The sequence below is a fragment of the bacterium genome (assembly GCA_028820935.1).
Lineage (GTDB): Bacteria > Actinomycetota > Acidimicrobiia > Spongiisociales > Spongiisociaceae > Spongiisocius.
In genome coordinates this window covers 26,248-40,597 of record JAPPHZ010000044.1, presented here as the reverse complement: position 1 = coordinate 40,597, position 14,350 = coordinate 26,248, and the positions used below count along the sequence as shown (strand labels likewise).

Genomic DNA, 14,350 nt, shown 5'->3' with positions numbered 1-14,350 from the left:
CTTCATGACGACACTGTTGGATCCGACCAGCGAGAGAACCACCGGGGAGCGGCCCATCAGCCCTCGTCCCGCCGACATCGCGACCGGAACGGTCGGCCTGCTGGATATCTCCAAGCCTCGTGGTGACGTGTTCCTCAGGAGGCTGGACGAACTGCTGACCGAGATGGGGGTGGCGGTGCGGCACTATCGCAAGCCCACCTTCTCCAAGCCGGCGCCGCTCGACCTTCGCCGGCAGATCGCCGCCGAATGCGGGGCGGTGATCGAAGCCCTGGCCGACTGAGGCTCCTGCGCGTCGTGCAGTGTGCACGACATAGTCGATCTGGAAGACCTGGGCGTGCCGGGCGTTTTCGTGGCTTCCGACCGCTTCGCGCAGGCGGCCGACGCGCAAGGCAAGGCTCTGGGCATGCACCCCCTCCGGGTGCTCACCGACCATCCGATCCAGCAGCGGACCGACGAGGAGATGGGGGCTCTCGCCGAAGCGGCCTTTCCCGCCATCCTCGACGCGTTGACGGCCGGATAACCCTCCTGAGGACGCCCGTCTAGGGAGCGCCGCAAGGAATCAGATGCCAGTACTGGTTATCAACTGCGGTAGCTCGTCGATCAAGTACAAGCTGTACGGGCAGGGGCCGGAGGATCTCCTCGCGGGTGGGATCATCGATGGCGTCGGTGGGGATCTGCCGAGACACCTCCACACTGCGGGGGACCGGGAGTATGAGGTCGAACTGGAGGTCGGGGACTACCGGCAGGGGGTGGCGGCGATCGTGGAGGCCCTGGCCGGGTGGGGGTCTCCACCGGCGATCGGCGACCCGGCCGAGATCGTGGGGGTGGGCCACCGGGTCGTGCACGGAGGTGACCGTTTTGCCGAGTCCGTGGTCATCGACCGCTCGGTCATCGCGGAGGTCGAGTCCCTGGGCACACTCGCCCCGCTCCACAACCCGGCCAACCTGGCGGGTATCCGGGCCGCCCGCGAGCTCCTGCCGGGAGCGGTGGGCGTGGCGGTATTCGACACCGCCTTCTTCTCCACGCTCCCCCCGCACGCCTACCGGTACGCGGTCCCCGAGCGCTGGTGGCGGGACTTCGGGGTGAGGCGTTACGGGTTCCACGGGATCAGCCACCGGTACCTGGCGGAGCGAGCCGGCCGGTTGCTGGAAAACTCCCGACCCAACCTTGTGACCCTGCATCTCGGCGCCGGAGCCTCGGCATGCGCCATCCGGGACGGGAAGGCAGTCGACACTTCCATGGGGATGACGCCGTTGGAGGGGCTGGTAATGGGCACCCGGAGCGGCGACATCGATCCGGCGGTGGTGTTCCACCTCCTGGAGGCCGGGTTGCCTGTCTCCGAGATCCGGCGAGGGCTCCAGAGGGAGGGAGGTCTACTCGGCCTGAGCGGGACATCGTCCGACTTTCGCCGGGTTGCCCGCCGCGCCCGGGCCGGCGATCCGGCTGCCGCTCTGGCCGTGGAGACCTTCGCCCACCGGGTCCGCCGGTACCTAGGCGCCTTCCTGGTTCAGGTGGCGCCGTGCGACGGGGTGGTCTTATCCGGCGGCATCGGGGAGAACAGCCATGAGGTTCGCCACCTCATCCTGAGCGGTCTGGAGACGCTGGGCCTGGTCGTGGATCCCGCCCGTAACCGTGGCGAGGGGGAGAGGCGCATCTCCACCGACGCCGGCCCTGTTGACATCCTGGTGATCCCCACCGACGAGGAATCCCTGATAGCCCGGGACACGGCCCGCCTCGTCAACGACCGCTTGTCTTGATAGGGCCTCGCGGGCCATCAACTTGCTGAGGTTGCCTCGATGCCGTGCGTGCGGGCCCATGCGTCGAACTCATCGAGAAACGACCGGCGTAGAGCGGGCTCGCGCAGGGCGGCCGTGAAGGCGTTGCGGGCGATCCGGGCCAGGTCCGCCGGTCCGTAGCCGAATCCGGTGGACAACAGCCGGTACTCGTCGTTCAGGGTGTTCCCGAACATGGGCGGATCGTCGCTGTTGAGCGTGATCTTCAAGCCCATCCCGTCGAGGTGCGGGAAGGGGTGTAGCGCGAGGCGCTCGCAGACCCGGGTTCTCAGGTTGCTGGTGGGACATACCTCGAGTGGTATGGCGCGGTCCAGCAACATGGCGAGGAGGTGGGGGTCCTTGATCACCCCGATGCCATGACCGATGCGATCCGCCCCGAGTGCTTCGATCGATCCACGAACGTGTCCGGCAGCCCAGGGCGCCAGCGACTCTCCGGCGTGGGGGACGCGTCCGAGGCCCTGCCGTCCGGCCTCGCGGAAGGCATGCGCGAACGGTTCCGGAGGGCGCCCCTCCTCGTTGCCTCCGATTCCCAGCGCCACCACACCGTTTTCCTGTCCCTCGAGCGCGTAACGGAGCGTGGTCTCGGCCGGATGGGGGTCGTAGACGCCGCCCGGGCCGGAGAAGCAGAAGTTCCTGGCGATGTCGAACACCCAACGCATCTCGACGCCGAAGTCCGCCTTGGCGCTCCTCCGCCCCTCCTCCAGTCCGGTGAGGATCGCGCCGATGCTCAGTCCCTTGTCGAAGATGTGCGTGTGGTTGTAGGGGGAAACCGTCAACTCGCTGTAGCGGATGTTCTGTTCCGCCATTGCGGCGCCCGCCTGGTAGGCGACCAGCGCGAAGTCATCGGCTGTCCGGATCAGTTTCTGGACGGCCGTGATCACCCGGATGAAGTCCGCGAAGTCCGTGAACTCGAACCAGTCGGCGAGCCGGGCCGGGTCGGTGGTAGGAAGCGTGTGGACGAGGTCGTGGCGCCGGGCCAACTCGACAGCCGTGGCCGGTTGGACGGACCCCTCAAGGTGGATGTGCAACTCGGCCTTGGGCATCCCCGCGATCAAGCGGTCAAGGGGGCCGGACGCCGGTCCCTCGTTCATCCTGCGGTCGACGGATCGGAGTGTTCCGTGTCGTGGCGGACGATCGCCTCCAGAGCGATAGTGATCGCGTTCTCCCAGGCCTCCACGAGGCGCTGGTTGCCGTGCTCGCCCCGGTCATAGTCGAAGTCGGCCTCCACCAGGCTCCCGGACACGCCGCACACCATCGCCGCATGGACCCCGCGGAGCTGGGCAACCGTGAGGATTGCGGAGCTCTCCATCTCGATGTTCAGCAGCCCGAGCCTCGCGTGGCGCTCGATCCACTCGGGTGTCTCCGCGTAGAAGGCGTCGTCACAGGCGCCGAGGCCGATGTGCAACCCGAAACCGGCCTGCTGCCGCCGCTCCTGCGCCGCCCCGATCAGAGCGTGGACCAGGAAGTGGTCGGCGATCGCCGGGTAGGTGTCCGGTACGTAGGCCCGAGAGGTGCCGTCGTTGCGGAGCACTCCGGTGTTGATGACGATGCCTCCCGTCCTGATTCCGGGCTGGATACCTGCGGTGCTGCCCACCCTGATCAAGTGGGTGGCCCCGACGTTCACCAGTTCTTCGACGGCAATGGAGGCGGAGGGGCACCCGACGCCGGTGGAGGTGGCGCTGACCTTGATGTCCCGGTACCTGCCCGTGATCGTCCGGAACTCCCGGCTGTCCGCCACCGGTTCTACATCGTCGAGATGGTTCGCGATCCGATCGACCCGGGCCGGGTCTCCCGGTAGGAGCACGTAGCGGCCCACGTCTCCACGCCTGATCCGGGTGGCGTACTGCCGTGCGTCCTTGTCGATAGCCGACTTGTCGAAGGTGCTCATGATTCGTCGGGGACCAGATCATCCCAGGTGGGTCCGAGCTCCAGGACCGAGGAGCGTAGGGCGAGGATACCCCTCTCGAGTTCATCGACTTCGATCGTGAGCGCCGGCGCGACGGTGATCACGTCACCGACCAGGGCGCTTCCGTGTCGCATCGCCCGCGAGAGGTATCCGCGCCGCCACATGGCCTCCGGGAGTGCCGTGCCGACCGCGGCCCGGTCCTGTAGGGGAGTTCGCCGTTGCCTGTCAGCCACCAGTTCGATCCCCCGAAGGAGCCCGCGGCCGCGCACGTCACCCACCCAGGGGAGATCCTCAATCTCGTCGGACAGCAGGTCCGCCAGCAGCCCGCCCTTCTTCGCGCCCTGCTCCACCAACCCGTCCTCTTCGATGATGTCCAGTACCGCCAGGCCCACCGCGCAGGACTGGGCGCTCCCGCTGTAGGTGTGGACCTCGGCCATCCGGCGGTTCTCCGCAGCGATGGTGTCGGCAACCGAGCCCTTGATCAGGGTGGCGCCCAGCGGGGCGTAGCCTCCTCCCAAGCCCTTGGCCAGGGTGGTGATGTCTGCCGACACGCCGGCATGGTCGAGTGCCAGAAAGCGACCGGTGCGCCACATGCCGGTCACGATCTCGTCCGCGATGAAGAGGACGCCGTAGCGGTCGCACACGTCGCGGACGAGGTGCCAGTAGCCGTCCGGCGGGACCGCCATTCCGGTGGAGAGAGCGATCGGCTCGGCGATGAAGGCGGAGACGGAGTCGGGTCCCTCGCTCTCGATGGCGGAGGCCAGCGCGCCGGCCGCCCGGGCCGCCGCCTCCTCGGGCGCCAGATCGCGGTAGGGACCCCGGTACGTGACCGGGGCGGGGACCTTGCAGGTCCTGAACAGGTAGGGCGCGTAGCTCCGGCTGATGTCCCAACGACCGGTCATCGACAGGGCGCCGGCGGTGGCGCCGTGATAGCTCGGCGCCAGGCTCACGACCTTCCACCTGGAGGGTTCGCCGCGCGCCAGGTGATACTGGCGGGCGATACGTAGGGCGATCTCGTTGGCCTCGCTACCCCCCGAACTGAACATGACCCTGTCCGTGCCCTCGGGAGCCAGGTCCGCCAGCCTGGCCGCCAGCTGCTCCTGCGCGAGGTTGGTCCCGGCCACGGTGTGCATGTAGGAGACGCGCCTCACCTGCTCGGCCATCGCTCGGGCGACGTCCTCCCGGCCCTGGCCGATGATGGCCGCTCCCGAGACACCGCTGGTCAGGTCCACCAGCTCGTGACCGGTGTCGTCCCAGAGCCGGCAACCTCTGGCGCGGACGAACAGCGGGTACTCGTCGCCGGGGCTCCGGTAGAAGACCGCCGACCTATCGCCGGCCATCAGCAGCCATGAGTTCTCCCGCCAACTGCTCATCCGTCGCCGCGTCGATCGCCGTCCAGGCGAGGGAGATGGCACCGTCGATCACCGCCCGGTCGGCAGGCGGGCGGGCGGCGGCGTCCGTGAACCCCGGCTGATGGTTCACCGCGGGCAGCGAGTCGATGCCTATGAAGGGATGGATGGTCGGGACCTCGAGCGATACGTTCCCCATGTCGGTCGACACGGGAGGGACATCGCCGTCGTGGAAGGTCCTACCCAGGCGTTCCGCATTGCGCCGGTAGCGCTCGGCCAGCCCGGCGTGATGCTCCAGGTGGCTGTAGGGCGGATTCGGCCGGGCGATGGTCAGCTCCGCCCCGGTCGCCAGAGCGCCCGCCTCGAAGCATGCCTCCACCCGGCGGCGCAGCGCCTCCAGTTGGCCGATGTGGGGAGTCCGGACCATGTACGAAGCCACGCCCCGGGCCGGGATGATGTTGGCGGCGGTGCCCGCCTCGGTCACGATTCCATGAACCCGGTCGGTTGCGGCCACGTGCTGGCGGAGCAGCCCGATCGCCACCTGTGCCACCACCAGGGCATCGGCCGCGTTGACTCCCTGTTCCGGGAACGCGGAGGCGTGAGCTTCCTTGCCCTGGTAGGAGACCTCCAGCCACTCGATGGCAACCACGGGAGGTGCAGCCACATCGAAGGGAGCAGGATGGACCATCATGGCCAGATGTACGGAGTCGAAGGCGCCGGCGTCCAGTAGCAGCACCTTGCCCCCTCCCGCCTCCTCGGCGGGGGTCCCCAGTATCGTCACCTCGAGCCCGACGTCGTCCGCTACCGGGGCCAGCCCCAATCCGGCGCCCACCGCCGCCGCGGCGATCACGTTGTGGCCGCATGCATGGCCGATCCCGGGCAAGGCGTCGTATTCGGCACAGATCACCACCCGGAGCGGTCCGCTACCGGCCACCGCCCGGACCGCAGTCGGTAGCCCCCCGTAGCCCACCTCGACGGCAAATCCTGCCTCTTCCAGGGATCCGGCCACGTGAGCCGCCGATCGTGCCTCCTCGAACGCCGTCTCGGAGTATCCGTGGATGGTGTGGCTCAAGGCGACCAGGTCCTGCCGGGAGGCATTGACCACCCCCTGCGCCAGCGCCTTGGCATCCGATCCCACACCGACCTCCCGTCAGCCGGTCGATCCGGTGGCGAGGCGGTGGGGCGCCACCAGGTCGAGTTCGTCGTTGCGGACGCATGCGCTCCTGTGGCCCTCGCCCACCCGGCTGAGGGGTGGAATCACCGCCGGACAGCGCTCGTCCGCGTACGGGCAGCGGGGATGGAAACGGCAACCCTCCGGGATGCCGACGATGTCCCCGATGTCCCCCCGGACGCCCGGCTCCGGCGCCACGTCGTGAGGATCCGGTACCGGAATGGCGCCGACCAATGCGTGCGTATACGGGTTGGCGGGACGGCCTATCACCTGGTCGGCGGAGCCCTCCTCCACCACCTTGCCCAGATACATGACCGCGATACGATCGGCTATCTCCCAGGCGACGGACAGGTCGTGGGTGACGAACAGCAGCGTCATCTGGTGGCTCTGCTTGAGCCGCACGAACAGGGAGAGGATGTCGGAACGAACCGATACGTCGAGCATGGAGACCGGCTCGTCGGCGACCAGCAACTCGGGTCGCAGCACCAACGCCGCTGCTATCGAAACCCTCTGCCGCTGGCCCCCCGACAGCTGGTGCGGGTAGAGCCTGGCGAACTCGCCCGCCGGCTCGAGGCCGCACTCCTCCAAGGCTTCGTGAACCCGAGCCTCGAGTTCGGACTGGGAACCGGCGAGCTGGTGCACCCGCAGCGGTTGGGCCACGATCGAGAAGATCGACTGCCGGCGGTCGAACGACTCGAACGGATCCTGGAACACGTACTGCACCCGGCGCCGCATGGTCCGCAATTCACTCCTGCGCAAGTGAGCCACGTCGACATCGCCGAACCGGACCGAACCCGATGTGATGGGCGCCAGATGGCCGATCGCCCTAACGAGGGTCGTCTTTCCCGAGCCCGATTCACCCACGATGCACAGCGTTTCCCCGGCGAAGACGTCGAGATCGACGCCGTCAACGGCCCTGACCGGCTGGCCGGCCCGCCGGGAACGCTTGAAATGCACATTCAGCTCGCGGACCGCTACGAGGGGCGAACCGTTACCGGCGTCAGGCATTCGAGGGGCCCTCCTCGCCGTACAGATGGCAGGTCGCCACCTGCTCACCCGCGAACCGCGTCCATCCGGGGGACCGGGTCGCGCAGATCTCCATGGCGTCGGGGCATCGGGGATGGAAGCGGCAGCCCGAAGGAGGGCTCACCAGAGATGGCGGGGTCCCGGGAATCCCCCGGGACTTTCCCCTGCCCCGCGCGAAGTTGGGAACCGACTGGAGCAGGGCCCGCGTGTACGGATGCTTCGGATGTCCGTAGATTTCGTCGACCGTTCCCTCCTCCACCGCCCGCGCCGCGTAGAGCACCACCACCCGGTCACAGAGGCGGGCCACGACACCGAGGTCGTGGGTGATGAACAGGATCGTGAGGTCCAGGGCTTCGCGCAGGTCCTCGAGCAACCGGAGGATGCGGGCCTGGACGATCACGTCGAGGGCTGTGACCGGCTCGTCGGCGATCAGCAGCGCCGGCCCGCCGCTCAGGGCCATGGCGATCCCGGCCCGCTGTCGCATTCCTCCGGAATACTCGTACGGGTACGCCCTGTGGCGATCGGCGGGGATACCCACCAGCGAAAGCAGGTCGTGAGCCTGGTCGGAGGCCTTCGCCTTGTCGATGCCGGGATCATGGGTGCGTATCGGCTCCGAGACCTGGTCCAGCACCCTCCGCACCGGGTTCAGCGAGTTCATCGCGCCCTGGAACACCATGCCCATCCGGCGGCCCCTAACCGAGCGCCACTGCACCTCGTCCAACCCCGTCATCTCGGCGCCGTCGAAGCGGATCGATCCGCCGGTCACCGCGCCGTTGGACGGCAGCAGGCCCATCATCGCCAGGGCAAGGGTCGACTTGCCCGAGCCGCTCTCCCCGACCAGGCCGACCACGCTGCCCCTCTCGATGTCGAAGCTCACCCCGTCGGCGGCCCTTATGGTCCGCCCCGCTCGCCGGTAGTCGACGGTGAGGTCGCTGATGCTCAGGAGCGCCATGGCTTCCTACTCCGCCCGGCGCCGGGGATCGATGACATCGGTCAGGGCGTTGCCCACGAGCGTGAACGACAGGACGAGCAGCGTGATGAGCAGGCCGGGCGGGATCAGCACCCACCAGTATCCGAGCGAGGTCGCCCCGGAACTGAACGCATTCTGGAGCATCTTCCCCCACGAGATCAGTGACGGATCCCCGAGGCCGAGGAAGGCCAGCACCGCCTCCGTGAGGATGGCGGCGGCGGTCAGCAGGATGGCGTTGGCCAGCACGATCCCCGCCACGTTGGGCAGCACGTGGGTCCACATGATGTGCAGCGGGCGCATCCCGATCGCCTTGGCCCGCAGGATGAAGGTGCGTTCCCGCTGGCTCAGGACCTCTGCCCGGATGAGCCGGGCCGGTACCGCCCAGCTGGTCACCCCGATCACCACGATGATGGTCGGCAGTCCTCTGGAGAGCACCGCGGCCAGGACGATGATCAGCGGCAGCGCCGGGATGGTGATGAACATGTCGGTGATGCCCATGGCGAACTGGTCGAACCGGCCGCCGATGTAGCCGCTGGTTATCCCGACGATGCTCCCCATGAGGATTGCGATGGCGGTGGCCGCCACCCCGACGGCCAGGGAGATGCCGGCGCCCACCGCCAGCTGCTCCCAAACGGAACGGCCCAGATTGTCGGTTCCGAGCAGGTAATCGACCGACGGCGCCCGGAACCGGTCCTCGACGGTCTGCCCGGCCACCGGCGGGTTCTCGTAGGCGAGGTACCCGGCTACCCCGTAGACGAGGAAGACGGCGAGCAGGATAAGGCCGATCTTTCCCCGGCCGGTTCTCCATAGCTGTCCCAAGACAGCGGTCGTCTGATTGGCAGGGCGGTCCTGCGCGGTCGGGGCTGCGTCCGGCACGATGCCTTCGGCGCTCATGACGACCTGATCCGCGGGTCGAGGCGTGAGTAGAACAGGTCGGCGATGGTGGTGGCGATCACCACGATGACCGCGATCACGAAGAAGGCCGCCTCCAACACCGGCAGATCGCGGTCCTGGACCGCCTCGTACATGAGCAGCCCCAGACCAGGCCACGAGAAGACCACCTCGGTCTGGATGGTTCCCGCCATGAGCAGGCCCAGCGTGAGGGCCATGAGTGTGAACGTGGGCAGGAAGGCGTTTCGCACGCCGTAGCGCCACAGGATGGTCCGTGGCCGCAGGCCCCGGGCCCGGGCCGCCAGCATGTAGTCCTCGTCCGCCACCTCGGCCAGCGAGTTCCGCATGATGAGCGCGATCGAGCCCACGCTGACGATGGCGATGGTGGCGGCGGGAAGCACCAGGTGTTCCAGCACGTCCCGTACCTCGTCGAAGGGGGTCCGGTAGATGGCCGCTACCGACCGTATCCCGGCCACTGGAAGCAGGCCGAGGCTGATGCTGAAAAGCAGCACCAGCATCAGACCGACCCAGAAGGTGGGAAGGCTCCACAGCGTCAACGCGGTCAGCGTCAGGGACGTGTCCGTCCGGGTTCCCCTCCGCCAGCCGGCGACGATGCCGAAGGCCAGGCCGAACACGAATATCAGCACCAGCGCGGCTCCGGTCAGGATCAGCGTGTTGGTGAGGGCGGGCTTCAGCAGGTCGGTCACCGGCATGCGAGCCTTGAACGAGATACCCGTGTCGAACCGGACGATCTTGGTGAGATACGTCAGGTACTGCGACCAAGCCGGTTCGTTGAGGCCGAACGACTCCCGCAGCTGCTCGAACGCCTCCGGGCTCAGCCGGCTCTCACGGGCGATCAGCCGGGCCGGGTCACCGGGGAGCATCCGGAAGAGCCAGAAGTTGAAGGTGGCGACCACGAACAGCGTGATGAGCCCCTGCAGCACGCGGCGTGCCGGGTAGCTGCGCAGCCACCGCCAACGAACCGTCCGCGAGGCCGTGACGTCGACCGGTTCCGAGCCGGTGTCCGTCCCCGGCTCAGGTGACGATGTCACATCCGCGTCCGTCTCGAGCGGTCACCTCCGGCGCGGTGGTCCGGACGATCAGGCTTCGCTGACGATCAGGAAGGTCTCCGTCGACCAGTTGGTGGTGATCCCGTTGTTCACGAACGGCCAACCGGTCAGATTGTCGTCCCGATAGGCCTGGAGCTTGGTGGGATAGGCCATCACGCAGTAGGCGAACGAGTCGTAGAAGATCTGCTGCGCCTGCTTGACCATGTCCAGTCGTTGGGCGGGATTCCCCTCGGTCTGCTGCGCCTTGAACAAAGCCTCGTACTCGGCGTCGCAGTAGTAGGTGTCCGAGAGGTTCCCGAACTGATCGCACGACTGCACCGACAGCATGAAGGTCGCATCGGGCGGGGTTTGCCACACCCACGTGTACATGTCCCAGTCGGCGTCGACGAACACCCGCTGGATCAGCGTCGGGTCGTCCTCGCCGAACACGCCCTGTATCTCCATGCCGACGTCCTCGAGCATCGGCTTGATGAGCTCGGCGTAGAGGGGCAGCCGGTCGATCACCGTGGAGGCGAACAGCCGGAAGCTCAGCTTCTCGCCGTCCGGGCTCTCCCTGACACCGTCGCCGTCCCGATCGACATAGCCGGCCGCGTCGAGTATCTCCCGCGCCTTGGCGGGGTTCCCGTTGGCCTGCTCGCCCTCGGGGATCTCAAGGAACGCGTCGCCGAGACCGGGCGGTAGGACCACCGTTCCTTTTTCGCCCCGACCACCGAGAACCAGATCCACCAGGCGCTGACGGTCCATAGCCCATGACATCGCCTCTCGGATCACCGGATCGAGGAGCAGCGGGTTGCCGCCGGAGTTCGGATGCGGCTGTCCCGGATTGTCGGGATCCTCGTAGACGTTGATCCCGAAGTGGTCCAGCACGAGTCCCGGATACTCCTCCACCACGACGTTCGGCTCGCCCTGCAGGCCTGCCCAGATGTCCGGCGACGAGAGGGTGCCCGTCACGTCGATCTCGTCGTTACGCAGCGAGTTGGCGATGGTCTCCTCGTTCGCCAACTGCACCTTGATGATCTGCTCCAAGGTGCCGGTCTTGGGACCGTCGTTGGACGACCAACCCCACCAGTCGCTGTTGCGGTCCAGCACCAGACGGGTATCCGGGGTGTACTCGTTCAGCTTGAACGCTCCCGATCCGATCATCTCGTCGTTGCCGAAGATGTCGATGTCCTCGGGGGACATGCCCTGCCAGATGTGCGCCGGGATTATGGGCGCCCCGACACTCGGATCGAGGGCCGGAGGGCCTGAGAAGTGGAGCACGACCGTCTCGTCATCAGGCGCCTCGACCGTCTCGAGCGGCTCGAAGAACCCTCCGAAGAGGCCCTTCTTGGTGTCCCGGTACAGCTCGAAGGAGTACTTGATGTCCGCCGAGGTGAGGGGCTCGCCGTCGTGGAACTCGACCCCGGAGCGGATCTTGTAGGTGACGGTGGCGCCTCCGTTCGACAGGTCCCGGCTGGTGGCCAGAGAAAGCTGCGGTGACAGGTTGTTGTCGAACTCCATCAGGCGGTCGTAGACGAGCCAGTGCATGTCGGGCGTGGACACGGTCACCACGGGGTTCGGGGTGTCGAAGATGTTGAGGTGCCCGAAGCGCATCACGCCGGAGGCCGTCTCGCCTCCGCATGCCGCCGCGACCATCGGAGAGGCGAGCATGGCCGCCACACCGAACTTGCCGCTGTAGGCCATGAATTGCCGCCTCGAGATCTGCCTGTCCAGGATTCCTTCCGTGTCCGACATCGGGACCTCCCTCCCACCCGGCTCGACTCGTGCGTCCGGATTCTCGCCACAACGGGGATCATTGGGGCCACATCCAGCCAGAGGCGGGTGGGCGCGACCCGTCCTGCGACAGGGTATCACGGGCGTGGTCGCCGCGCCGGGCTGCGGACCGACGTCACCCGTTCCGGATCAGATACGCCGCTTGTTCGGCGATGGTGACGGTGGGCAGGTGGGTGTTGGCCCTGGGGGTCTGGGGCATGATCGACGCGTCGACCACCCGCAGCCCATCGACACCCAGTACCCGGCATTGCTCGTCCACGACCGTCTCCGGGCGGTTCGAGAGCCCCATGCGGCAGCTGCCGCTGGCGTGCTGGGCGTCGAGGCAGGAGCGCATCAGCCAGGCATCGACGGCGGCCTCGTCCCCCACCGAGTCGATCTCCAGCCTGTCGGGCCCGAGCCAGGTTTCCGAGGCGACTGCGCGGATCGGGTCCGTCCGCGCCATCTCGACGAGAAGCCGGACCCCGTCCCTGAGACGGGCCAGGTCACCGGGTTCCGAGAGCATCCGGAAGTCGACCCTCGGTTGGATGTCCGGATCGGAGTTGCGTATGGCCACCTCTCCCCGGGAGTCGCTCTCGAACACGCACAACTCCAGCAGCCCGGTCTCGAAGCCCTCATCGCCGTATCCGCTGAGATTCATCGAGAGGAGCAGCATGTCGTTTGGTACCCCGCCTGCCACTCCGGAGCTGTACCGCACGCAGCAGTTCGTGTGACGGGCGTCCGGCGAGGCCGCTCGGGCGTGCCGGCGCAGGTCGAGCATCAACCAGATGGCGGGGTGTTCCTGCAACCCCAGTCCGACGGGCAGGTCGGCCACCAGGTCGACGCCCAGGGATGACAACAGGCGGGCGGGTCCGACTCCCGAGCGCTGCAGGATGGCCGGGGTGTGGATGGCACCGGCGCACAAGATCACCTCCGCGGCAGCCACCTCGAGGGTCTCGTCCCCGATACGCGCCCGGACACCCGTGGCCCTGCTTCCCGATACCAGCACCCGGTCCACGCGGGCACGGCCGCGGATGGTCAGGTTGGGGCGCCCGCGGGCCGGTTCCAGATAGGCGTCGTTGGTCGTGACCCGCTTGCCGCCCCGGCTGTTGATGGCGTACGGTGAGACGCCGGTCGAGCCCGGCGCGTTGTGATCGGGGTGCCACGGATGCCCCATGGCCAGCGCCGCGTCGCGCAGCGCCCGGTCGACGGCGCCCCAATCTTCCGGGGGAGTGCGGTACACCGGAATGGGACCCGAGTCACCGTGATAGGGGGCGTCCCCGAAGTCGAGATCGGTCTCCATGCGCCGGATGGCAGGCAGGAGATCCGCACTCGACCAGCCGGGGATCCCCCACCGGTCGTAGTCCTCCGGCATGGCCTGGATGGCTATCTGCCCGTTGATGGCGGAACTGCCTCCCACGCCCCGTCCCCGCCAGTAGAGGGACGGTCCCTGCCCCGAGGTGCGGCGGGCCTCCAACTCCGGCCAGTGGTAGCGGGGGTCGGAGATGATCTGCGCCGGGTTGGGACTGCGGATGTGCCACGGCGTCTCGTCAGACCGGTAGTCGGATCCGGCTTCCAGCAGTAACACTTGGCGATCGGGGTCCTCGCTCAGCCGGGCCGCCACGACGGCGCCCGCCGACCCCGCCCCGACCACGATCGTGTCGTACCCGCTCATACCCCGAACCTACCCTGACCGGAGAAGGACGGCTAGCCGAGAATCGCCCAGAGGCGGGCGAGCACCTCCTGCACCGTGTCGGTGGGCGCGGTCTCGAGGAATCTGCCGTTTCGGGCACTCAGGTCGAGGACGCGGGGTTGGTCACAGCGGATAACTCCACGCGTTCGCGTCTCCGCGTCCTCGAGAGAGACTGTGAATCCACGCATTCGGGCGAAATGACCGCCGGTGGTGATGGGCACCACGATGGGCGTCCCGGTCAGTTCATTGAAGGCTGCGGGCGATACGACCATGACTGGTCGCGTACCGCGCTGTTCGTGACCTGCTGTCGGGTTGAGGTCTACGAGCCATATCTCCCCACGTCGGGTCAAAGCAGCTCTTTGCCCAGAGCGGCGCCGTCAATCCAGGCCCGATCTTCATCGTCGGGCGGGGCCGTCTGGTCGCACTGCGCGATTAGATCTTCAAGCGTGTATCTCGGAGAACGCCTGGGCACGACGATCAGACGTCCGCCATCGACATCGAGGTCCACCGTCGAGCCGGAGCGGACCTCCAGCACGTCAAGAAGCGCCGGGGGCACGGCGAGCATGACCGAGCCACCGACCTGGCGCAGCACAGCAGAGCGCATCCACACCTCCGAGTGTTATATCGGAGTATAATCCTAGTACAGGCGACGAAGCTGTGGACGTTCGAGTCAATCCGACCGCGAGGGCTCCTTGGTGGCCCGGGTCTTCTCACCTCGTACAATCACAGGGG

General features: G+C 67.6%; 14 protein-coding genes. 2 read left to right on the top strand and 12 right to left on the bottom strand.

The window, feature by feature from the left end; genetic code table 11:
• Positions 1 to 4 precede the first annotated feature (4 nt).
• Positions 5 to 520: a UGSC family (seleno)protein gene (locus tag OXM57_12860; protein ID MDE0353566.1), complete on the top strand. Its 516-nt coding sequence runs from the start codon at positions 5 to 7 to the stop codon at positions 518 to 520.
• Between the two features lie 43 nt (positions 521 to 563).
• Positions 564 to 1,757, top strand: coding sequence for an acetate kinase (locus OXM57_12855; GenBank protein MDE0353565.1), 1,194 nt, complete (start codon positions 564 to 566; stop codon positions 1,755 to 1,757).
• Positions 1,758 to 1,774: 17 nt separating this feature from the next.
• Here the strand turns inward: OXM57_12855 and add are convergent, their stop codons facing one another.
• From add to OXM57_12795, 12 genes are all read right to left on the bottom strand, one after another.
• Positions 1,775 to 2,884 (bottom strand): adenosine deaminase, encoded by a 1,110-nt coding sequence (add, locus tag OXM57_12850; GenBank protein MDE0353564.1) that lies wholly within the window; start codon positions 2,882 to 2,884, stop codon positions 1,775 to 1,777.
• Positions 2,881 to 3,681 (bottom strand): nucleoside phosphorylase, encoded by an 801-nt coding sequence (locus OXM57_12845; protein ID MDE0353563.1) that lies wholly within the window; start codon positions 3,679 to 3,681, stop codon positions 2,881 to 2,883. Before OXM57_12845 ends, add begins: the two co-directional genes overlap by 4 nt.
• A complete protein-coding gene (locus OXM57_12840) occupies positions 3,678 to 5,072 on the bottom strand; it encodes an aminotransferase class III-fold pyridoxal phosphate-dependent enzyme (protein ID MDE0353562.1) in 1,395 nt (464 codons plus the stop codon). Before OXM57_12840 ends, OXM57_12845 begins: the two co-directional genes overlap by 4 nt.
• Positions 5,026 to 6,186, bottom strand: coding sequence for an amidohydrolase (locus OXM57_12835; GenBank protein ID MDE0353561.1), 1,161 nt, complete (start codon positions 6,184 to 6,186; stop codon positions 5,026 to 5,028). Before OXM57_12835 ends, OXM57_12840 begins: the two co-directional genes overlap by 47 nt.
• A 12-nt stretch (positions 6,187 to 6,198) precedes the next feature.
• Positions 6,199 to 7,227 (bottom strand): ABC transporter ATP-binding protein, encoded by a 1,029-nt coding sequence (locus OXM57_12830; GenBank protein MDE0353560.1) that lies wholly within the window; start codon positions 7,225 to 7,227, stop codon positions 6,199 to 6,201.
• Positions 7,220 to 8,197 carry an ABC transporter ATP-binding protein gene (locus OXM57_12825; protein ID MDE0353559.1) on the bottom strand — a complete coding sequence of 326 codons (978 nt, stop codon included), beginning with the start codon at positions 8,195 to 8,197 and terminating at the stop codon, positions 7,220 to 7,222. The genes OXM57_12830 and OXM57_12825 overlap by 8 nt, the downstream gene beginning before the upstream one ends.
• 6 nt (positions 8,198 to 8,203) lie before the next feature.
• Positions 8,204 to 9,109, bottom strand: coding sequence for an ABC transporter permease (locus tag OXM57_12820; protein ID MDE0353558.1), 906 nt, complete (start codon positions 9,107 to 9,109; stop codon positions 8,204 to 8,206).
• A complete protein-coding gene (locus OXM57_12815; protein ID MDE0353557.1) occupies positions 9,106 to 10,158 on the bottom strand; it encodes an ABC transporter permease in 1,053 nt (350 codons plus the stop codon). Before OXM57_12815 ends, OXM57_12820 begins: the two co-directional genes overlap by 4 nt.
• Positions 10,159 to 10,206: 48 nt before the next feature.
• The gene (locus tag OXM57_12810) at positions 10,207 to 11,910 is read right to left on the bottom strand and encodes an ABC transporter substrate-binding protein (GenBank protein MDE0353556.1); all 1,704 of its coding nucleotides are present in this window, start codon (positions 11,908 to 11,910) and stop codon (positions 10,207 to 10,209) included.
• 154 nt (positions 11,911 to 12,064) lie between these two features.
• On the bottom strand, positions 12,065 to 13,600 hold the full coding sequence (locus tag OXM57_12805) for a GMC family oxidoreductase N-terminal domain-containing protein (GenBank protein MDE0353555.1): 1,536 nt from the start codon (positions 13,598 to 13,600) through the stop codon (positions 12,065 to 12,067).
• A gap of 32 nt (positions 13,601 to 13,632) precedes the next feature.
• Positions 13,633 to 13,968 (bottom strand): type II toxin-antitoxin system PemK/MazF family toxin, encoded by a 336-nt coding sequence (locus OXM57_12800; GenBank protein MDE0353554.1) that lies wholly within the window; start codon positions 13,966 to 13,968, stop codon positions 13,633 to 13,635.
• A complete protein-coding gene (locus OXM57_12795) occupies positions 13,965 to 14,222 on the bottom strand; it encodes an antitoxin (protein ID MDE0353553.1) in 258 nt (85 codons plus the stop codon). Before OXM57_12795 ends, OXM57_12800 begins: the two co-directional genes overlap by 4 nt.
• Positions 14,223 to 14,350 lie beyond the last annotated feature (128 nt).

What these genes read in the sequence shown, in the direction of transcription:
- OXM57_12845 (MDE0353563.1), bottom strand. Translation starts at nt 3,681, where the DNA reads ATGAGCACCTTCGACAAGTCGGCTATCGACAAGGACGCACGGCAGTAC.
- OXM57_12805 (MDE0353555.1), bottom strand. Translation starts at nt 13,600, where the DNA reads ATGAGCGGGTACGACACGATCGTGGTCGGGGCGGGGTCGGCGGGCGCC.
- OXM57_12825 (MDE0353559.1), bottom strand. Translation starts at nt 8,197, where the DNA reads ATGGCGCTCCTGAGCATCAGCGACCTCACCGTCGACTACCGGCGAGCG.
- OXM57_12810 (MDE0353556.1), bottom strand. Translation starts at nt 11,910, where the DNA reads ATGTCGGACACGGAAGGAATCCTGGACAGGCAGATCTCGAGGCGGCAA.
- OXM57_12830 (MDE0353560.1), bottom strand. Translation starts at nt 7,227, where the DNA reads ATGCCTGACGCCGGTAACGGTTCGCCCCTCGTAGCGGTCCGCGAGCTG.
- OXM57_12820 (MDE0353558.1), bottom strand. Translation starts at nt 9,109, where the DNA reads ATGAGCGCCGAAGGCATCGTGCCGGACGCAGCCCCGACCGCGCAGGAC.
- OXM57_12855 (MDE0353565.1), top strand. Translation starts at nt 564, where the DNA reads ATGCCAGTACTGGTTATCAACTGCGGTAGCTCGTCGATCAAGTACAAG.
- OXM57_12795 (MDE0353553.1), bottom strand. Translation starts at nt 14,222, where the DNA reads ATGCGCTCTGCTGTGCTGCGCCAGGTCGGTGGCTCGGTCATGCTCGCC.
- add (MDE0353564.1), bottom strand. Translation starts at nt 2,884, where the DNA reads ATGAACGAGGGACCGGCGTCCGGCCCCCTTGACCGCTTGATCGCGGGG.
- OXM57_12840 (MDE0353562.1), bottom strand. Translation starts at nt 5,072, where the DNA reads ATGAGCAGTTGGCGGGAGAACTCATGGCTGCTGATGGCCGGCGATAGG.